At 41.7% G+C, this 21,233-nt stretch carries 17 protein-coding genes; 7 read left to right on the forward strand and 10 right to left on the reverse strand.

Features of this window, described 5'->3' with window-relative positions:
- The first annotated feature begins 242 nt into the window (after positions 1-242).
- The 3 genes from cysS (at position 243) to H6G69_RS06425 (ending at position 5,383) form a co-directional block, all read left to right on the forward strand.
- The gene (cysS, locus tag H6G69_RS06415; protein WP_190683376.1) at positions 243-1,712 is read left to right on the forward strand and encodes a cysteine--tRNA ligase; all 1,470 of its coding nucleotides are present in this window, start codon (positions 243-245) and stop codon (positions 1,710-1,712) included.
- Positions 1,713-2,519: 807 nt separating this feature from the next.
- Positions 2,520-3,959 (forward strand): TldD/PmbA family protein, encoded by a 1,440-nt coding sequence (locus H6G69_RS06420; RefSeq protein ID WP_190683379.1) that lies wholly within the window; start codon positions 2,520-2,522, stop codon positions 3,957-3,959.
- Between the two features lie 80 nt (positions 3,960-4,039).
- Positions 4,040-5,383 carry a TldD/PmbA family protein gene (locus H6G69_RS06425; RefSeq protein ID WP_190683382.1) on the forward strand — a complete coding sequence of 448 codons (1,344 nt, stop codon included), beginning with the start codon at positions 4,040-4,042 and terminating at the stop codon, positions 5,381-5,383.
- A gap of 135 nt (positions 5,384-5,518) precedes the next feature.
- Here the strand turns inward: H6G69_RS06425 and H6G69_RS06430 are convergent, their stop codons facing one another.
- Both H6G69_RS06430 and H6G69_RS06435 read right to left on the reverse strand, forming a co-directional pair.
- Positions 5,519-5,701: a DUF6887 family protein gene (locus H6G69_RS06430; protein ID WP_190683384.1), complete on the reverse strand. Its 183-nt coding sequence runs from the start codon at positions 5,699-5,701 to the stop codon at positions 5,519-5,521.
- A 62-nt stretch (positions 5,702-5,763) separates the two neighbouring features.
- On the reverse strand, positions 5,764-7,434 hold the full coding sequence (locus H6G69_RS06435; RefSeq protein ID WP_190683387.1) for a DNA repair helicase XPB: 1,671 nt from the start codon (positions 7,432-7,434) through the stop codon (positions 5,764-5,766).
- Positions 7,435-7,590: 156 nt separating this feature from the next.
- Here H6G69_RS06435 and H6G69_RS06440 point away from each other — a divergent pair, with 156 nt between their 5' ends.
- Positions 7,591-8,184 (forward strand): Uma2 family endonuclease, encoded by a 594-nt coding sequence (locus H6G69_RS06440; RefSeq protein WP_190683390.1) that lies wholly within the window; start codon positions 7,591-7,593, stop codon positions 8,182-8,184.
- 14 nt (positions 8,185-8,198) lie between these two features.
- On the opposite strand, the gene H6G69_RS06445 is transcribed toward H6G69_RS06440, so the two are convergent.
- The 5 genes from H6G69_RS06445 to H6G69_RS06465 all read right to left on the reverse strand — a co-directional run bounded on the left by H6G69_RS06445 (position 8,199) and on the right by H6G69_RS06465 (position 12,005).
- A complete protein-coding gene (locus H6G69_RS06445; protein ID WP_190683393.1) occupies positions 8,199-8,531 on the reverse strand; it encodes a Ycf66 family protein in 333 nt (110 codons plus the stop codon).
- Between the two features lie 8 nt (positions 8,532-8,539).
- Positions 8,540-10,378 carry a helicase-associated domain-containing protein gene (locus tag H6G69_RS06450; protein WP_190683396.1) on the reverse strand — a complete coding sequence of 613 codons (1,839 nt, stop codon included), beginning with the start codon at positions 10,376-10,378 and terminating at the stop codon, positions 8,540-8,542.
- A 164-nt stretch (positions 10,379-10,542) separates the two neighbouring features.
- Complete coding sequence (locus H6G69_RS06455; protein ID WP_190683399.1) at positions 10,543-11,226, reverse strand: DivIVA domain-containing protein; 684 nt, start codon at positions 11,224-11,226, stop codon at positions 10,543-10,545.
- Positions 11,115-11,687, reverse strand: a complete 573-nt coding sequence (gene coaD, locus H6G69_RS06460; RefSeq protein WP_190683402.1) for a pantetheine-phosphate adenylyltransferase — start codon at positions 11,685-11,687, stop codon at positions 11,115-11,117. The genes H6G69_RS06455 and coaD overlap by 112 nt, the downstream gene beginning before the upstream one ends.
- A 144-nt stretch (positions 11,688-11,831) precedes the next feature.
- Positions 11,832-12,005 carry a hypothetical protein gene (locus H6G69_RS06465; RefSeq protein WP_190683407.1) on the reverse strand — a complete coding sequence of 58 codons (174 nt, stop codon included), beginning with the start codon at positions 12,003-12,005 and terminating at the stop codon, positions 11,832-11,834.
- 693 nt (positions 12,006-12,698) lie between these two features.
- Here H6G69_RS06465 and H6G69_RS06470 point away from each other — a divergent pair.
- Both H6G69_RS06470 and H6G69_RS06475 read left to right on the forward strand, forming a co-directional pair.
- Positions 12,699-14,783 carry a cytochrome-c peroxidase gene (locus tag H6G69_RS06470; RefSeq protein WP_242071994.1) on the forward strand — a complete coding sequence of 695 codons (2,085 nt, stop codon included), beginning with the start codon at positions 12,699-12,701 and terminating at the stop codon, positions 14,781-14,783.
- Between the two features lie 301 nt (positions 14,784-15,084).
- On the forward strand, positions 15,085-15,273 hold the full coding sequence (locus tag H6G69_RS06475) for a hypothetical protein (RefSeq protein ID WP_190683414.1): 189 nt from the start codon (positions 15,085-15,087) through the stop codon (positions 15,271-15,273).
- Between the two features lie 147 nt (positions 15,274-15,420).
- Here H6G69_RS06475 and H6G69_RS06480 read toward each other — a convergent pair whose 3' ends face one another.
- The 3 genes from H6G69_RS06480 to H6G69_RS06490 form a co-directional block, all read right to left on the reverse strand.
- Positions 15,421-16,632 carry a M20 family metallopeptidase gene (locus H6G69_RS06480; protein ID WP_190683417.1) on the reverse strand — a complete coding sequence of 404 codons (1,212 nt, stop codon included), beginning with the start codon at positions 16,630-16,632 and terminating at the stop codon, positions 15,421-15,423.
- 61 nt (positions 16,633-16,693) lie between these two features.
- Positions 16,694-17,371 carry a dethiobiotin synthase gene (gene bioD / locus H6G69_RS06485; protein WP_190683737.1) on the reverse strand — a complete coding sequence of 226 codons (678 nt, stop codon included), beginning with the start codon at positions 17,369-17,371 and terminating at the stop codon, positions 16,694-16,696.
- Between the two features lie 177 nt (positions 17,372-17,548).
- Positions 17,549-19,249: a serine/threonine-protein kinase gene (locus H6G69_RS06490; RefSeq protein ID WP_190683420.1), complete on the reverse strand. Its 1,701-nt coding sequence runs from the start codon at positions 19,247-19,249 to the stop codon at positions 17,549-17,551.
- A gap of 865 nt (positions 19,250-20,114) precedes the next feature.
- Here H6G69_RS06490 and H6G69_RS06495 point away from each other — a divergent pair.
- On the forward strand, positions 20,115-21,131 hold the full coding sequence (locus H6G69_RS06495) for a ribose-phosphate pyrophosphokinase (protein ID WP_190683423.1): 1,017 nt from the start codon (positions 20,115-20,117) through the stop codon (positions 21,129-21,131).
- Positions 21,132-21,233 lie beyond the last annotated feature (102 nt).

Here is a 21,233-nt window from a genome sequence, read left to right on the forward strand (position 1 = left end):
CTTCTCTAAGTTGCGGCTACCCGTTGGGGTCGGGTGTAAGGAAATCAGGGTGTCGGGATGTAGGTGTTTAAAATCATTACACCCTTATACGCCTTATCCAAACTCTTTTCACTCATATTTCTCTAACATTTACAAAAGGTAGCGCAGATAGGCCAGAAAACACTAGCATAGGGATGCTGGATAAACTTTCCAGCGACTTAACCCTATTATTGCGTATCCCTCTATTGCAGCATTACTCTGTTATGACCCTAACTGTTTACAATACCCTCACCCGTCGTCAAGAACCGTTTGAAACAGTCGAACCAGGCAAGGTTAAGATGTATTACTGCGGCGTGACGGTCTATGACTACTGTCATTTGGGTCATGCTAGAGCTTGCATTGTTTGGGATGTTGTGCGCCGCTATCTCCAGTTTATCGGTTATGAAGTGCGCTATGTGCAGAATTTTACTGATGTTGATGACAAAATTCTCAACCGCGCTCGACAAGAACATTCATCAATGGAAGCTGTAGCGGAACGGTTCATCAAGGCATATTTTGAAGATATGGCACGCTTAGGAATTAAAGAAGCTGATGAATATCCCCGCGCGACACATACAATGAACGGGATTCAGCGATTAATTCATGAGTTGGAAAATAAAGGTTTTGCTTACCCTGCTGATGGGGATGTTTACTATGCTGTGCGCCAGTTTGGTGAGTATGGTAAGCTTTCTGGTCGCAAGTTGGAAGATATGCAGGCGGGGAAAAGCGATCGCGTTAATATAGAAGACCCAGAGTATCAAAAGAAAAAAGACCCCTTTGATTTTGCCTTGTGGAAAGCCGCCAAACCCGGAGAACCTGCTTGGGAATCACCTTGGGGCGCTGGCCGTCCGGGATGGCATATTGAATGCTCGGCGATGGTGCGCGATCGCTTGGGTGAGACAATAGATATTCATGCTGGTGGTGCTGACTTAATTTTCCCTCACCACGAAAACGAAATTGCCCAATCAGAAGCCGTCACAGGTAAACCCTTAGCAAATTACTGGTTACACAACGGGATGGTCAAGGTTGATGGTGAAAAAATGTCCAAATCTTTGGGCAACTTTACCACCATCCGCGACTTACTTGATCGTGGTGTTCATCCAATGGCATTACGCCTGTTTGTCCTGATGGCACAATATCGTAAGCCTCTTGATTTTACCGATGATGCGATCGCTGCTGCCACCAACGGCTGGCACACTCTCAAAGAAGGTTTACTGTTTGGTTATCAATACGCCAAACAACTCGGCTGGGAAGATATTTCTATTAATCAACTCAGCACTCAGCACTCAAAACTCAGCACTCAATACATCGAACGTTTCAAAGAAGCTGTCAACGATGACTTTAATTTCCCTGGTGGGGTCTCGGTGTTGTTTGAATTAGCCAAAGAACTCCGTCGTGAAGGAAATATCCTGGTTCATGAAGGCAAAACTGACACACCCGCCGAAGAACTGCAAAAACAATGGCAAACACTCGTTACTCTAGCAGAGGTTTTAGGTTTAACCGCCCAGCCAGAAGCCGAAACTACTGTAAATGATGGTTTAAGTGATGCGGAAATTGAAGATTTAATTCAACAACGCCAAGCTGCTAGGAAAGCGCGGAATTTTGCCGAAGGCGATCGCATCCGCAATGAACTACAAGCCAAAGGTGTTACCTTAATTGATAGTCCTGAAGGTACGCGCTGGCATAGGAGTTAATTTAAGTGCTGAGTGCTGTTAGCGGTAGCGGGGCGTTTAGCCCGTGCTGAGTACTGAGTTGGAACTAGTGATCATCGATGTTTAGATTGCTATACCAATTCAAAAAAGTAGAGACGTTGTATACAAAGTCTCTACTGAGAATGGGAATAGTTTTCACGATGAAGGTTTTAATCTTAAAAAACCCGTACACCCCTACACCCAGTCTCAAGCAATAATTAATCAGCGCAATAGACTAATTAGATAGCAATCTATCTAGTAATTGTCACACAGAATTCAATTCTGAATTCTGACTCGCCAATTCTGTGTGATCAATTACTGTATTTTAGCTTTTATAAACCTCTCATTGCAATTTTTTGAGGAAAAAAATCAAATACAAAAGCTATTCTTTTGGTAAACTGTCATCACTAAAAATTTATGTTTCTGAGTAATGTTATGTTTCTATGACATTACTTACCAACCAATTTTTTATTGAATTTCCTAGTTTCTTAATTAATTACTGGTTTCTGCATTATTGCACTAAATTTATCTTTGAGACTGTATGGTCAGAACAGTCTTGAAAAAGCAGGTCAGGTCTGATAATTTACATCGATTAGGGTAAAAGTTAAAGGATACAAATTAGTATCAAATACAACCAATTTTGTTAAAAAACATCAAAATTTTCCGGCTTTAGAGAAAAGCAGAGTATATTACAGAACTTGCATAATATATGGTTAGTTGATAGCCAATATAGAATTTACAAAGCAGAAAAAGTTCATAAAAAACCGCAATTGTCAATTACAAAATCAGGAAATTTACCTTTAAATTATTATGTGGTCTGAATTAACAAAAGCGATCGCTAGTTTTCATATTCCGGCTGATTGGATTGGTATCAGAGCCGTCAGAGAAACAGCCGCAAACCGTTATGTGCGCGATGGTATACCCCAAGCGAACGGTAAATCTACCACGGAGGGAGCCATGATTGAAGTTTTGGTGAATGGCTGTCTGGGTTATGCGGCTACCAACTCTTTAGAACTAGAATCTTTAGAATCTGCGGCGAAAATCGCCTATAAACAAGCACTCGCCGCTAGTAAATGGTGGATATATCCATTTAAAGAAACCGAACGTCCGAAAGTTGTTGGTGAATACAACTCGCCATTTTTGGAACCCTTAGACACGCTAAGTCCCGGAGAAATCAATGATTTATTGGTGCGGATGTGCCGGACGCTAAAAGTACACGACAAAATTGTGCAAACTACAGCCAGTATCAGCACAAGTGAGCGAGAAAGCTGGTTTGTCAGCAGCAACGGTTCGGAAGTATATCAAAAGTTTATCTCTTTAGGAAACAACTATGGTGCGATCGCTCAAGACGGAGCAATTGTCCAACAACGTACAAACAACGGTTGGCAAGCACACTGCTATCAAGGTGGATGGGAACTTTTAAGACAAGAACATCTATGGCAACGAGTACAGCAAGTAGGAGAACAAGCCCTAGAACTGTTGACAGCAGAAGAATGTCCCAATACCTGCACTAACTTGGTCTTAGCCCCAGACCAAATGATGCTGCAAATTCATGAAAGCGTCGGGCATCCCCTAGAACTTGACCGGATTTTAGGCGATGAGCGCAACTATGCTGGCGGTAGCTTTGTCACCACCCAAGATTTTGGTCAGCTAGTCTACGGTTCGCCATTAATGAACATTACCTTTGACCCCACAGTGCCGGGTGAGTATGCCAGCTATGGTTTTGATGATACTGGCGCAGTTGCCACCAGGGAATATGTGATTAAAGAAGGCATATTACAAAGGGGTTTAGGCAGTTTAGAAAGTCAAGCGAGAGCCGGAGTGCCTGGAGTAGCTTGCGCTCGTGCTTGTTCCTGGAATCGACCAGCAATTGACCGCATGGCAAACTTAAACCTAGAGCCAGGAAACGCCACATTTCCAGAAATCATCAGCGATATAGAACACGGCGTTTACATGGAATCGAATCGTTCTTGGTCAATTGATGACCGACGTTATAAATTCCAATTTGGCTGCGAATATGCCAAATTAATTGAGAATGGCAAACTCACAAAAACCCTCCGCAACCCCAACTATCGTGCCACAACCCCAGAATTTTGGCGCAGCTTAATCAAAATCGGCAATCAAGATAGCTGGCAAATGTACGGCACTCCATACTGTGGTAAAGGTGAACCAAATCAAGCAATTTGGGTAGGACATGGTTCACCCGTTTGTGTATTTGCTAATGTTGAAGTCTTTGGGGGAGGGAGTTGAAGAAGTCAAAAGTTAAAAGTCAAAATTCAAAAGTGTGACTTTTGTAGCTTTATTCCGAATTACGAATTAATAATCTACCAATGAAACAAGAATTAACTGCTTTAGAATCTAGCTTTAATCAGTTGTTAGAAACTCTGCTCATTAAGAAATTAGAGCATGAGGCATTTACCCTGAAACTCAGCAGTGAACAAAGTCAATTTACGCGGTTTAATCATGCGAAAGTTAGACAAACTGGCTGTGTAGCTGATGGGTCGATTGAACTAACATTAATGGCAGAACAACGCAGTAGTTCTAGACAGTTTCCCTTTACCGGAAATTGGGAAAAAGATTGGCAAAAAGCACATCAAGCTTTACAAGAATTACGCGATGAAATAACTATATTACCAATTGACCCTTATTTAGTTTTGCCTTCCGGCAACAATACGAGTCGGGAAGTTCATCATAGTAATTTATTAGCGCAAGATGACGTAGTTTCTAGCATCTTAGCAGAAGTAGCAGAACTAGATTTTACAGGCATTTATGCGGGTGGAATAGTAATTAAAGCCTATGGTGATTCAAGTGGACAAAAACATTGGTTTGCAACTGATACTTTCACACTAGATTATTCCTTGTTTATTAGTTCTGGTAAAGCTGTTAAAGGTACATTTGCTGGTAATAATTGGGATGTAGCAAGTTACGCAACAAAAATCAAAGAAGCCAAAAAACAACTCAATTTGTTGTCGCATCCAGCCAAAGAATTACCTAGAGGGCAATATAAAACCTATTTTGCACCTGCGGCTGTGGCTGATTTATTACAAATGCTTTCTTGGGGTGCTGTTAGTGAAGCAGATATCCAACAAGGAAACAGTGCTTTAGCAGCTTTATCTCGCAAAGAAAAACAGTTATCTGCCAAATTTAGCTTAAAAGAAAACTTTCAATTAGGCTTAGTACCGCGCTTTAATGAACTAGGAGAAATGGCAGCACCAGAGCTAGCAATTATTGAAAATGGCATCTTAGTAAATAGCTTAGTTAGCTCGCGGACTGCCAAAGAATATCAAAAAACTGCTAATGGTGCTAACAGTTGGGAAACCTTACGCACGCCAGAAATCAGTCCCGGAAATTTGAAATTTGAGCAGATTTTATCTAACTTATATACAGGTTTATATGTCTCGAATTTACATTATTTAAATTGGAGCGATCGCCCTACAGGTAGAATTACAGGTATGACTCGTTACGCCTGTTTTTGGGTGGAAAACGGCGAAATCATTGCACCCATCGAAAATCTCCGCTTTGACGACAGCCTCTATCGTTTTTGGGGAGAAAATTTAGTCGATTTCACTAATTTCCAAGAATTTATTCCCGAAGTTGACACTTATGAAACCCGTAAATTAGGCGGAAGTCTAGTTCCTGGGATGTTAGTTAATGATTTCACCTACACTTTGTAGATTAATCATGGTTGAATTTATAAGCGGTTAGTATTAGTAATTATAGTAGGTTGGGTGTAACGTAGACATCCGAAGGGTGGCTTCCCACAGGGTAGTGGAACCCAACAATTACTCTAACAAACAGGTATGATTGACTCATTGTTGAATTTCTAAGCGTTGTTTTACTATTTCAATAAACTCATCAGTATTTACTGTTGTACCATTTTGTTGAATGCGTAAAACAGCTTCGTGTACAGCATCGTCATCATCACGATGTTCTAAAATATACTGTCTTAACTCCTCTGGCGACATTGCTTTATAATCAGGCTTGCTGTTCATAAATACCTCAATTTATAAATTATTTTTGACATATTTAGCTATCTGTAATTCTTGATTTTTCCTTAATCCATAATTTCAATTTGATAACTATAGCCCTGCTCAGTTAAAAATAACTGACGATGACGGGCAAAATCTTCTTCGCAAGTACGCAGCGAAACTAAAGTATAAAATTGCGCGGGACGACCATCAGATTTTGGGCGTAAAACTCTACCTAGACGCTGGGCTTCTTCTTGGCGAGAACCATATTTACCAGATACTTGAATCAGAATATCTGCATCTGGTAAATCAATGGCAAAGTTACCAACTCTGGATAAAACAAGTCCGCCTAATTCCCCTTCTCGAAAGCTTTGATATAGTTTTTCTCGTTCTTTTTCGGGGGTTTTACCAGTAATTAACGGTAGTTGGGTAACTTGGGCGATCGCTTCCAATTGCGACAAAAATTCGCCAATAATTAAAATGCGGTGTCCTGACTCTTTTGCTAACAAGTCTTTGATAACTTGCACCTTGCGCGGATTTTCGGCGGCGACACGAAACTGATTGCGCCTCGGTGCTAAAGCATATTCCATTTGGCGTTCTTTCTCTTGAGAAACGCGAATTTCCGTGCAACTCGCCGTGGCGATAAAACCTTCACCTTCCAATTCTCGCCAGGGAACATCATACCGTTTCGGCCCAATCAGAGCGAAAACATCACCTTCTCTACCATCTTCCCGAATCAAGGTGGCGGTTAGTCCCAAGCGGCGACGGGCTTGCAGTTCAGCAGTGATGCGGAAAACTGGCGCGGGAAGCAGATGAACTTCGTCGTAAATGATTAAACCCCAAGAACGCGCACTAAATAAATCAAAGTGGGGAAAATCACCGTCGCGTTGATGGCGATAGGTCAGTATTTGATAAGTTGATAGGGTAATCGGCCCTGTATTTTTGACTTCACCACTGTATTCTGCGATCGCATCTTCTGGTAAATCTGTTTTATCCAACAATTCCCGCCGCCACTGTCGCACGGATGTTAAACTAGTTGTTAGTACAAGCGTACTCTCTTGCACGGCGGCAATTGCAGTCATACCGACAATTGTCTTACCTGCACCGCAGGGTAGCACAATTACGCCACTGCCACCTTGTACTCTTCCCGACTGATAAAATGCTTCTGCTGCTTGACTTTGGTAGTCCCGCAGCAGAAATTTTTTGCCTGTACGTGTCTCTTCGCGCAATTGAATTGCTAAAGCATCGCCTGTGACATAACCTGCAATATCTTCCGCCGGATAACCAGCCGCTAACAAAGCCTGTTTGAGTACACCGCGCAAACTCGCCGCGACTTGAAAGCAAACTTCAGAAAGACGCTTACCTAATAATGGGGCGACTTGCTTATCCCGTGACAGCAACTCCGCTAAAGGCTGGTCACTCATTCGCAGCAGTAAACTATCTCCATCCCGTTCAATTACCGTTAAGCCATAGCGACTACCCAAAGTGCTGATTTCTTGGGCGACTGCTTCCGGGATAGGATATTTCGCATAGTCTCGCAACGCCCCTACCATCGCCTCAACCTGCATCCCCGCCGCCCGCGCATTCCAAATACTTAGCGGTGTAATTTGGTAAGTGTGGATATGTTCGGGACTTTTGATTAGTTCAGCGAAAGGTGCGATCGCTTCTCTGGCTTTAGCTGCTGTGGGAGAATGTACTTCTAAAAGAATAGTGCGATCGCTCTGCACAATCAGCGCATTTTCTGGGATGTAAGACATGATTTTGTCAGCTAAATCCTACGAAATATAATAAAGTAATAAATGGTAATGAAAAAGTAAAATCATCATAGTTGTTGAGTTTCGCTGGCGCTGCACCCAACCTACAACACCTAAAAGATACAGAAGATGTTTAAAAAGCAGAAGTGAGGTAAACTTGTGCAAATACTAGAACCACAATATTTTACCATCCAAGAATATTTAAACTTAGAAGAAAAAGCTGATTTTAAAAGTGAGTATATTGACGGAAGAATTATTCCAATGGCTGGTGGAACTGCAAACCATAATCGAATTTCTGGTAATTTTTATGCTATTTTGAATTTTGCTTTTAGGCAACAAGATTATGAAGTATTTAACAGTGATATGCGTTTGTGGATAGCTAAACAACGTATTTATACATATCCCGATATTTCTATTGTTGCAGGGAAAATTGAATTTTTGGAAAATCGGACAGATACCATTACGAATCCAAAATTAATTGTTGAGGTATTATCAAAGTCTACCGAAAGTTATGATAAAGAAGGGAAATTTAAAGCATATCGCACCATACCATCCTTTGAAGAATATTTACTAGTTGAGCAGGATAGAATTTTTGTAGAACATTTTTATAAGACTGCTAATAAACGATGGTCTTTGCAAGAATATGATGCCGAAGATGAGTTTATTAATTTAGTTACTATTTCCTTGGAAATTAAATTACAAGATTTATACAACAAGGTCGAATTTGATGTTAAATCTGATGTTGAACAATGATCGCTCAACTTAAACTACCGATTTCTATAACCACCATTAATCACAATATCTTTAATACATAAATAAATAATTAACACAGTGAGTAAGAATTGCATAAATTGTAAAATAGGGTCTAATCGCCAACCTTGAAAAACCAGAATCAACCCAGAAGTTAGCAGAAAAATAGGAATAATTAGGGTTTGAAAAACATAAGTAATTAAAGATAAACTCTCTAGTCTTCTTGCACGTTGAATCAGCAGAATTATCATAGCCAGTATGTAAGCTACAGCAAAAATAATCTGCACAAACCCAATCAAACTGGCTACATTCAAACCGAAATTTACTTGCATTAAAATTAATTCATTCATGAGGAATTTTAACCACTCAACGCAATACTATAACCCAACTTTTTCACGGCATTACGGAATTTAGTTTCTGACTCGCTAGGCACAACTAAATGCTTTTCTCCGGCTAAGAAACACAGCTTTTTCGTGCGCGAATCGTTGGCGATTAATACAGCTAAAGCAGCATCAGTGCATTCTATCAACCGGGCTTGACCGCGATCGCGCAAACTATTGCCTCGCGCTTCAATATCTGCTAAAAATTGATTGACGGTTTCTGGCAATTCATGACCACTGCGGGCTTGCAGAAATTCTCGTAATTGGGTGATGCTTTGCCCTGCTTCTATCGCACCCAATAACTTAGCCGTCTCTAACCGCCACACCGCATCCGAAATTTTTTGGGCGTAAACATCCAGTACCAGAGTATCAGCAGGGGTAAGTGGTTCGCCAGTCGCGGCTATTTCTAAGTTTGGTAATACGCGAAATACCGCCCGTACTTCTAACGGTGGCGGTGTATAGTCGTTTTGCAAACCCAAGCAATATGCACCCAAGGGTGTTAATTGCAAACACATCAAACCATCGTAACGGCTGAGAAACGGTAAGTCATCGGTTCCCCATAAGTCGGTATAATCAGGACGAACGCCGCCGGGGTTAACATAGGCGATATTAATCATTCCCAAGGTGGCAACATATTCAAATAACAGACATAAAGCATATCTGCCTTGCAAAATTTCCCAATCATCGCCACCATTACCTAAGCTACCGTAATGGGAGTCGCTAATATACAAGTTCCAAAGATTGCGGGTAACTTCAAAATTGTAGCCTTTGGCGAGAATGCAGCGAAACAGTTCATTAACGCCCATCCATCGCCCCACAGGACACTCGGCTAAGGCTTTGGTAATGGCTTCGCGGCGTTTGTCTGGGGCGGTTAAACCTTGCTTACCTTTGCCTGTTTGTCCTTTAATAGAATCTATGCGGCGTAATTCGTCTAATACCTTATTTTTTAGCCATTTTTTCCAAATATTGCGGATGGTGGCTGCGGGTGGGTTTGTCAGGGCTTTTTGTCCCGTTTTGGTTAAGACTAGACGTTTGCTAGAAAGTTCGGCTAAACCTGCGGCTTGGACTAGCATTGCCCAGGCGAAGGGCTTAATAAAACCGATTTTTTCGTATGATGGTGTAGATGGGTCGTCGTTGTAATAATCGCCACCAGTCAACACAGAGGCGATCGCACTCATACTACTATTATTTGGATATCCCGTTTTATCGCTAACACTGAGTTTTCCGGCGTTAATTAACCGCAGTACCGCGAGTAAATCTTGTTGTGCAGCAGTTTCCATTTCACACTGCTTGACGACAATTTCTTTTTCATGGGTTTCTCGTTCGCGGGTTTTCCAGTTCCATTGTTGCCACTGCAAACGAAAAACCTCTGGACATTTATCTAAGCTAGTAATCGAAAATTCTGCTGGTGGCGAAACAAATGCTTTTAAGCGTGTTTGTAAATCTTGAGGAATAATATTGCTGTAGATAAATAAACACAATAACGATGGTTGACGCTTGTAACCGTATACGTCAGATGTTCCCCAATTAGGTTCTTCCAGATATTTAGCGTAGAAACTTGTAGCGTTAAACAAACCATCTGTGTTGTAAATTGTTTCCGCTACTGCCTTTTGTTGCAGATGATCTAATTCTCGCCACAATTGTTGCAGATTTTCCCCCACAAGATAACGGTGAATCACTGCAATAATTTCGGCTTTGCGCGTGGGTTTGCTATTAGTATTCAGTAATGCAGCTAGCTTTTTTAGTTCATCAACAGATAACTGTTGTAGAGCTTCATCAACAGTGGTAATGCTTAACTGATCCTGATAGTAAGGCATGGCAATGCACTGGAAATAACCTGTGATTTTCGACCTATAAGCAAGATAGGTTTAGGAAAATCTTACAATATTAAGTGCTGAGTGCTGAGTGCTAAGTGCTGAGTCCAGAAAATATACTAACCTCTAGTCTCTAACCTCTAGTCCCTAACCTCTAACCTCTCACCTCATTTCTTTTTTGAAGAATAATTTTGAGATTGATTTTCTTGGCGTAATTGTTGTCTGCCATTGGTGATAATTCTTAACATATCTTTGAGGTCTTGCTCGATATTTTCGAGGACACTATCGGCATATTGATCAGCACCATCTTCAATTTCTTGAGCTTGAGCGATCGCAGTTTGACGCATTTGTTCTAATTCTTCCATACAAGCTTGCTGCCTGCGTTCAATTTCCGCACGAGTTTCCTGCATCATTGCTTCGCATTCTTGCTGGGTTTTGCGCCGTAGTTGTTCTGCTTCGCGTTCTGCGTGTCTTAATATATCGCTTTCTGCCAAAATTTGCGCTCTTTTGGCTTGGGCTGCGTCAACTATTTGCTGTCCATATTCTTCTGCTTCTAACATCACTTCTTGCTTGTGTTGCAGAATAGCAGCAGCTTCCTGAAATACCGAAGGTAAAGAAACGCGAATAAAATCTAGCTGTTCAAATAATTTTTCTTCGTCTATTAATGTGCGCCCAGTCAGAGGAACTCGCCAACCAGAAAGAATCAAATCTTCTAAGCGGTTGAGTTCCTGCTGAATGTCTACGCTTCCTGGTTGGGAATTGTCCCCGTTGACTGCTCCATTGGGATACTCTGGAGGGGGGTAATTGCCGTTGTGGTTGGGTTCGCTATTGGATAGTTGTGGTTGTAGCATTTGTATATATCTAAAGCAATGTGGGGGGGAACAAGATGATCGACAGAACCACCGAATCTTGCGATCTCTTTTACCACACTACTACTTAAAAAACTATATTCATTTGATGTTGCGAGAAAAACTGTTTCAATTTGAGTAGACAGTGTTTTATTGGTATGTGCCATCTGTAATTCTACTTCAAAATCTGAAATCGCTCGTAAACCTCGTAACAACACTTGCGCTTGGCGTTGTTGAGCATAATTTACAGTTAGTCCGTCAAAACTATCCGCTTCGACATTCGGTAGATGTTGCGTAGCTATGCGAATTTGCTCTAGTCGTTGTTCCACAGTAAATAAAGGAACTTTATTTGGGTTACGCAACACCGCAACAATTACTTTGTTAAACAGCCGACTACCACGTTGGATAATATCGAGGTGGCCTAAGGTGATGGGGTCAAAGCTGCCAGGATAGATAGCAATCACAATATTGGGCGGATCAAAGTTATTGAGGTGATTATACCTAATTACTGTCTGGTGGAGGCAGAAGGCTGGAGGCAGTTGAAAAAGTCAAAAGTCAAAAGTTAAAAGTCAAAAGTATATTTTTTTTATATTTTCCTTAATTCTCAATTACTGCCAATGTTCGGGATATTGTAGATAGTCTGGCAGAATAGTTGTGCGATTATCGCCCTTTGCTTGGTCAATCTGCCGTTGTTCTAAGTTTTTGGTTCCTGTTAAATCTTCTCCTTTCAAGTTGGCATAAGGAATTAATGTGTTTTTGAGATTGGCCTTTATAGAACCCATTTGACATCTAAGAAGATGCTGCAAGTCTTTTAATCATCAGTCGAATAAAACAAAGATTTAATTTTGGCAGTGGCATTAACTAGAGTTCTCTCAAAGTTCTTGACGAGAATTTTGCATCTCTCCATCCAAGCATTGGAACGTTCTCTTCCCCCACCTCGCAGCAACCGGAACAAACCCTGAGTGTCCTAATTCTTTCTTTTGTTGTTCTGAGGCAGTAAGGGTTCGAGGATGATCCACTCTTCATCTGTGAGGCTGCTAGAGTATGGCATAACTGCTGGATACGACTTTTGCCGTCACTTTAATTCAACACAGTAAAAGATGTCAAATTGGTTCTATAAGGATTTTTATAGTAGAATACCTGATGAAATTAAATCTAGCAACTTTACGTAAAAGAGTCTTAACCCCATTTTAGCTACTACAAAACAGTACTGCTATCGGCGTGAATAATTGGCTGGCCAACACTGCTCAGGTAAAAATTATTTCACCGAAATTGGATTTATAAGACCATACAAATATCCCTTAATTATTCGGCTAGAGCGAAATTTTTTGGCGGATGCAACAAAAAATTTCACAGTTAACAATGGGTTAGTAATGCTCTGACCTGAAAAATCGCTAACAGTCAACACTCATCAAAACATGAGCAAAATTTCCATAGGTGTCATCTATAAGGGTTTCAGAGACATACTGAGAAGCATGGCATCGAAAGTATCAAAGAAAATTAAAAGCAGTGTGATTGTTGCACTGATAGCAACTATTGGCATATTAGGCGGACACATCGTTTCAGCGCAGTTAGTAAATCCAGGGCCTTCTCAGCCTTTGGCATCATTAAAAACTGTAGCCATTCCAGAGCCTAGTAATTTGGGAGAATTTGTCAAAGACAAGAAAGCAGCGATCGCTTTAGGAAAAGCACTGTTTTGGGATATGCAGGTTGGTAGCGATGGCATCACATCATGTGCTACTTGCCATTTTCATGCAGGTGCTGACAACAGAGCAAAAAACCAACTTAGTCCTGGTCTTTTGCGTGTAGATGCAAATAGCCTTCCCAATCCTGACACTACCTTTAGTATTGGTCAGCCAAACTACACCCTCAAGCCTGGAGACTTCCCATTCCACAAACTAGCAAATCCAAATGACCGCAACTCTGCCGTTCTATCTGATAGTAACGATGTAGCATCATCTCAAGGGGTGTTCAATTCCGACTTCATCAGTACAAATCCTGGGAATGCTCAAGATAATGTCACTCAACTAGACGATGCCGTATTTAACGTCGGTGGTACAGAAGTCCGGCGAGTTGAGCCACGTAATACACCAACCGTCATCAATGCGGTGTTCAACTTCCGCAACTTCTGGGATGGACGCGCTCAAAACATTTTCAATGGAGTTAACCCATTTGGGTTAAGAGACCCCAACGCTAAACTTTTTAAAGCAACTCCTGGTCTCTTAGTTACCTTATTCCCGCCACAAGCTGTCAGCGTCAAACTCAATAACTCTTCTCTAGCTTCCCAAGCAGTCGGCCCACCACTGAGTTCCTTCGAGATGTCAGCTGACGGGCGCACCTTCCAAGAAGTTGGTGATAAATTCGGGACATCTGGACTACCAAGTCTGAGTGACCTTCTCAAAGGATTAACAAACCTTTCTAGCGGTACAAAGTCCCTGAGAGACCTTGGTAACAAATTAATGGGTCTGAGACCACTAGGAAAGCAAATCGTACGTTCTGATGACAGCGTCTTAGGTAGCTACGCACAATTGTTTGGTAAAGGTCTGACATTTACGAATTATCAGCAGATGATCCAGGCTAGTTTCAAGCAGGAGTGGTGGGATCCTACTTGGTCAATACAAGTTGATAAACGAGATGGTAGCCGTAAAGCCGTACTTTTGGGATTAGCAAGTGTGATTGATCCCAACTATAAGACTTATAGTCTGATGGAGTACAATTTCTCCTTGTTCTTCGGGTTAGCGGTGCAACTGTACGAATCTACATTAGTCTCGAATAATGCCCCCATTGACCAATACTTAGAAGGTAACTCTGGTGCTTTAACCGCCCAACAAATCCGAGGTAAAAACCTATTTGAAGGGAAAGCCAAGTGTATTAACTGTCATGGTGGCGGAGAATTTACCAACGCTTCTGTGAAAAATGTCCAAAACCAACGACTAGAGCGCATGATTATGGGCGATGGTCAAGAAGCTATTTACGACAATGGCTTTTATAACATTGGTGTCAGACCCACTAACGAAGACTTGGGAGTAGGAGGTAAAGACCCCTTTGGTAATCCACTCTCCGAAACCCGACTAGCACAACAAGGAAAATTCCAGCAACTTTTGGGAGTAGCGCCCAATATTACAGTGAGCGCCAACCAAAGAGTAGCTGTAGATGGAGCCTTTAAAACACCAACACTGCGGAACATAGAACTCACTGCTCCCTACTTCCACAACGGCGGACAGTTGACTCTTAGACAAGTAGTTGAGTTTTACAATCGGGGTGGAGATTTTCACGAACAGAATATCAACAACCTAGATGCAGATATTGAAAACCTCAACTTGAGTGAGCCAGAAAAAGATGATTTGGTGGCTTTTCTCAAAGCACTGACAGATGAACGAGTCCGTTACGAAAAAGCACCGTTTGATCACCCGCAGTTGTTCATTCCCAATGGACACCCAATTGATGACAAGTCTGTGGTTAACGATGGTACTGGGAAAGCTAAGGATGCTTTGATCGAGATTCCTGCTGTTGGTCGTAATGGTGGTAATAGCATTGTCAACTTTCTAGCAACTCCCTAAAGCGTAGAAATAACTTCTACACCTTGTATTAAAAGTTCAAGTGAGCTTTCAACGACACGGTTCGTTGGAAGCTCATTTTTCCAGTTTGTTCCCTGTTATTTGATTGGAATTGCTTCTGATAACAAGTTGTGAAAGATAGTATTGTTACATTCTGTTATATTGAACAGAGCTAAGAAAATCCGACTTCTCCCTTAACAGTCATGGGATTATTCATCAACCCGGATTTCTCACAAATAGATAAAAAAAGGGGGCAAAAACTGCGAAAATTTATATATAGTAAGCATTTCAGCAGTTTTAAAGTATGATTCCAGCTTCGACAGATCGTATACCTCACATCTTGCACCTAGCCCCAGCGAATGGAATTCGCGGCTATACAAACGTAGACGCGCAAGCGGCTTCCCGCAGGGTAGTCCGCCTATCGCGCTTGCGCTGCGCTTGGCGCACCACGCGGACTAGTCTAAACTCCAGTAAAGACTCCTGCCATCGCTAACCAAGGGTTTTTCTGATCAAGAGACGGCAATTTTACAGGATTATTTTGGCTACTTGGAGATTTAGCTGAGGAAAAGGAGTTCATCATAATTTTGGATGCTTTTTATCTTTGATTGTAAATGAGTCCAAATCAATCTCGTAGACAATCTCAACTAAAAAATTTCTCTACACAACGAGCAAATATTTCCACACCCATTGGTAAAACAGTTTCATCAAAATCAAATCGCGGGTGATGATGGGGATAAGCTAAATCTTTGTCTGGATTAGCAGAACCAAGAAAGAAGTAACAACCGGGAACTTCTTGTAAGAAGAAAGACATATCTTCGCCGCCCATTGTTTGGCACTCTGGCACAATTCCTACAGGAGTTTCTACCACTTCTTCAGCAATCGATCGCACTAATTCTGCAATTCCAGTATCATTAATTACTGGCGGATATAAGCTTGTATATTCTAATTCATATTTAGCACCGTGACTCTGGCAAATTCCGCCGATGATTTGCTCGATGCGCTGTTGAAAATAGCCGGCAAATGCTGGGTTAAAATACCGGACTGTGCCTTTCATGTTGGCTGTATCAGCAATGACATTATGTGCTGTACCTGCGTGAAGTGCGCCCACAGTCACGACAGCAGAATCGATAGGGTTAACATTCCGGGCGACGATGGTTTGTAAGGCGTTGACAATTTGGGCTGCAACAACAATCGAATCGATTGTTTGATGGGGTATTGCGCCGTGTCCACCTTTGCCTAATATTGTGCAGTTAAATAACTCTACAGCGGCCATTAATGCGCCAGCACGAACACCAACAGTTCCCAAGGGGAGATTATTCCACAGGTGTAAACCAATAATGGCATCGACATCAGGGTTTTTTAATACCCCCGCCTCTATCATCGGTTTTGCGCCTCCTGGCCCTTCTTCAGCTGGCTGGAAGATGATTTTGACTGTACCTGCAAAGTCTTCTCGATGCTGGTGGAGATAGTATGCTGTACCTAGTGCGATCGCAGTATGTCCATCATGACCACAAGCGTGCATGATGCCATCATGTTGCGATTTATAGGGTACTTCGTTCAATTCTTGAATGGGCAACGCATCCATATCTGCCCGAATTGCTAAGACTTTACCGGGTTTTGTTCCCTGAATCGTTGCGACAATACCAGTTTTCGCTATACCAGTTTGATGTTCAATTCCCCATGCTTGCAATTGACTAGAAACAAACTCAGCCGTCAATTTTTCTTGAAAGCCTAATTCTGGATGCTGATGTAACCGCCGCCGCCATTCTACCAATTGTGGTTGCAATGAGCGAATTGAGAGGCGCACACGCGATAAATCAACAGAATAGGAACTGGGGAATGTGGAAACCATTATGAAAATAAACTGGTAGAAGACAACTGAGATGGGGTTCTGTTCTCAGTTTAATATTTTCTTAAATATTTAGTGCCTCTAAATTTAAATTAGATGCAATTTCGGCCAGCTTATCTAAGTCTGCGGGGTTCTCCAAATAAGGCAAGCAGCCTAAAACAGGGATGTGTGTAAATGATTCAATCACTTCTGGTGGAGTCCAGTCGCTAATCTCTGCATCAGTTCTTGGTTGTATGCAATTGAGCACAATGCCTGTGATATCTACCCGTGACTGTCTGGCTAATGCCACATTCGCTACTGCTTGCGATATTGCACCTAATCTGACTGGGACGACTAAAACTGTAGGTAAATGCCATTCGCCAGCGATATCAGCCACTGTTAACTCATTTGTAACTGGTGAACCTAAGCCACCTGCTGATTCTACCAAAAGAAATTCGTAGCGCGATCGCAACTCACACAATGTTTTCCAAACCACAGCCAAATCAACTTGGCGATTTTCTCTGGCGGCGGCGATGGGTGGGGCTAAAGGTGCTTGAAAATATAAAGGTGTAATTTCTTCGGGTGATTGTTTTAAGTTAAACAGATTTTGATACCACTCGCGATCGCCAATTCCCGATTGAATTGGCTTCATAATTCCCCAATGACGCTGCGGATAATATTTTTGCCAATAAGCTGCTAGGGCTGTTGTTAACACAGTTTTGCCAGCTTCGGTATCAGTTCCAGTAATTAGTAGTGTATTCAACAATCTGCTTTGAGATAATTCAATATTGATCAATGGCATCAGGCAGGAGCCAGAAGGTAAGAGAATTTTAGCTTAATTAGTCTTAATTAACATAGTTTTCTGTCCATTAACTTTTAGGGAAATGTAGATACAATTCCTGCTTCTGCTTTATCTACCTGCCTGAATTGCTCAAAGATATTATGGTGTGCTTTGGGTTTCAGGGGTGGCTGGAATTGGACTATCTACAGGTGGTGAATCATTACCGCCTGTAGAAGAGGGAAACGTAGATGTTGGTGTGGGTGTCGGTGTTGGCGTTGGCGTTGGTGTTGGCGTTGGCGTGGGTGTCGGTGTGGGCGTTGGTGTTGGCGTTAGTGTCGGTGTTGATGTCGGTGTAAATGTAGGTGTTGGTTCTAGAGGATTGTCTACTGTAACTATCAGGTTATAGTCACTTGCATTCGCTCCCGGGGCTAATCCTACTTGAATAGTGTATCTACCACTATTTGGCAATACGCCAGTATAGGATGTTACTTGTTGGGCGTTACTATCAATTGGTTGGCGGTTAGGATTTAAGACAGTCAGTGTTACGCCGTTACTTTGTTCTAATGTTGTAGTTAACTTAGCATCAGCTTTCGCAAAAAATGTATATTGAATCACTTGATTAGCTTGCAAAGAATCTTCGACTGTGGCTGTGTTATTTGCTCCCAAGTTGAGACGCTTTCTAGTAATTGTCGGTTCAATATTAGTTGGTGTAGCGAAGGTTGTTCCGCCAGTAATGACTGGTGAAGGAAAAGTTTGCGGTGCTGGTGGTGTAGTTGGCGTTGGTGTAGTTGGCTGACTGCGAATAGAACTCACCAACGCCCAAGAACCAAAGCCCGCTAAAATAACTACAGCACTACCAATTGCACCTAAAGCTAAGGGATTATCTAAAACAGAATTAGCACTGCTGGGTGAAATGACGGGATCAGGTCGATGAGATGGCTGTGGTGGAATTGCATCGGGACGGCGACCAACTGCAATAGTTTGAAAGTTGGAAAGCTCAGGTGCTAAATTAACATTGGGTTGATCGAGTAACTTTAATGCTTGAATGACATCAGCCGCGCTTTGATAGCGATCGCTAGGACTAGGGTGTAACATCCGATTAATTACTTGAGCCAATTGTGGACTTACCCTCACCCATCTTTGCCAGTTCCAAGTTAGTTGCGTTTCATCGAATAATTCAGCAGGTTCTTTGCCAGTTAATAAAACTATAGATGTCACCGCCAAAGCATATAAATCACTGCTAGGATAAGCGCGTCCAGTTTGCATTTGTTCACTAGGAGAGTAACCCAACTTACCCACACTCGTCACATTAATATTGCTATCCGTCGTTTGTAATCGTGTTGCTAATTCTTTAACTACGCCAAAATCAATTAATACAGGTAGGCGATCGCGATCTCGTAAAATAATATTTTCTGGAGAAATATCACGGTGAATAATACCGCGACTGTGAATATGCTCTAATACAGGTAATAATGATGGCAATAATTGTAATATTTCCGGTTCACTGAACGCTTGCCCAACTGCTTGACGTTCAACCAACAAAGCTCGATAAGTCTTACCTGCGACATAATCTTCCACCAAAAACAAGCGGTGTTCTTGCTCAAATCTTTCTCGAAACTTCGGAACCTGGGGATGTTCAATCTGATATAAAGTAGTCGCTTCTCGTTGAAAAAGCTCCTGCGCCTTTTCCCAAGCAGCAGCCCCCGTAGTTATCGGAATTAATTCTTTAATCGCACAAAGCTCATTAAAGCGGCGTTGGTCTTCAGCCAAATAAGTTCTACCAAACCCTCCTTGTCCGAGAACTTGAATGATTCGGTAACGATTTTGCAAGACAGTGCCAATTGTAATTGGTGGTTGCATGACAAATAAATTGAAATGTAAGGATAACTCGAGAAAAAATCTGAAAAAGATGAGTCAGAAGATAACTTAAATATGACTTACACAAAAAATATTCTTTGAGATAGGGTATAGGGGTATGTGAATTGGAAAGTATGATTGGCGTTTAAGCGTTTTGAATAACTAAACGCTTAAATTTATTTACTCTCATAGTCACATACCTGTAAACTCCTAACTTATACCATTGATTTTTCATTTTCATGTCTAAGTTCCTAGCCAGCTACCTGCGGCGATATTCTATCCTAAGAAATGGTGCGATCGTCTTTGATTTAAGACCAATCACAAAAACCATAGAATAGCTTGCAGAGATAGCCAAATATCCCTAAATATATTTCTCACCTGCTAGCTCTGACTAATTTGCCCAAGTTGCAAACCAAAATTTTGCTGATTTGAAAATTTTTTCTTCAATTGATAATCCAAAAATTTAGTTTGTCAGTTTATAATTTTGTAGCTGGTATCATAAAATATTCTTCTACCCCAGAAGAATTTATTTTTGGGTATTTCTACTGTCTGAGTTCCGGTTCGACTTCATTTAAGCTGAAAAGAGTTGGCCTCAGTTATCCATACAATTGGTAGAAGCATTACTCTACCAGACAAAATCTAGAGGAAATTTGGGTTGTTGAGAACAACTCAACTTAGGGGCTAACTTACACACTATATGTCAGTTATAAATTCAATGGTTTGTTTACCACTAAAAACTGAACAATGGACTGATAGTAGCTCTATTGAGAAATGTTGAAAGTCTTTATGAAAGCTTAAATAAAGCTCACAGATGTTTATTTAGCCTATTCCGGTTAAATCTGGTCAATATCTAAATGATAATCTCGCCATGAATGCACTTCGAGGATCTGCTTTGCTCAGTTCTGCCGCTTTAAAAGTGCAGCCAGTTGCAACAGGACTAACTGAAAACCACCGCCTGCGGCTATTTTCTGGCTCTGCCAACATCAAACTGTCTCAAGAAGTCGCTCGTTATCTGGGGATGGACTTGGGGCCGATGATTCGTAAAAGATTCGCGGATGGAGAACTTTATGTTCAAATCCAAGAATCAATTCGAGGATGTGATGTCTATTTAATCCAACCATCTTGTCAACCAGTTAACGACCACTTGATGGAATTGCTGATTATGATTGATGCCTGTCGTCGGGCTTCGGCCAGACAGGTAACAGCAGTAATTCCATACTATGGCTATGCTCGTGCCGATCGCAAAACTGCCGGACGAGAATCAATCACAGCCAAGCTGGTTGCCAACCTCATTACCCAAGCAGGCGCAGACCGTGTTCTGGCAATGGATTTGCACGCCGCTCAGATTCAGGGTTACTTCGATATACCCTTTGATCATGTTTATGGTTCGCCAGTGATACTCGACTATCTTACCAGCAAACAACTGCATGATATTGTTGTTGTTTCTCCTGATGTTGGTGGTGTAGCCCGGGCCAGAGCATTTGCCAAAAAACTGAATGATGCTCCACTTGCCATTATAGACAAACGCCGCCAAGCTCATAATGTAGCGGAAGTTTTGAACGTAATTGGCGATGTCAAAGGCAAAACAGCCGTTTTGGTAGACGACATGATTGATACAGGCGGAACCATCGCCGAAGGTGCGAGGTTGCTGCGTGAAGAAGGTGCGCGTCAAGTATATGCCTGTGCTACTCATGCAGTCTTCTCCCCTCCAGCAGTTGAGCGGCTATCAAGTGGCTTGTTTGAAGAAGTCATCGTCACAAACACCATCCCCCTACCAGAAGACAAACGCTTTCCACAATTAGTAGTGCTTTCCGTGGCAAATCTTTTAGGAGAAACCATCTGGCGGATTCACGAAGATACCTCAGTAAGTAGTATGTTCCGTTAGCCAAAAAAAGACTGTCGCTCAGGTTACAGTCTGGTCTAAATAAACATTAAATTTTGAAGTATGAAGTTAAGAAACTATTCTCCTTCATGCTTCAATTTTTAT

The sequence above is a fragment of the Nostoc sp. FACHB-110 genome, assembly GCF_014697425.1.
GTDB lineage: Bacteria > Cyanobacteriota > Cyanobacteriia > Cyanobacteriales > Nostocaceae > Nostoc_B.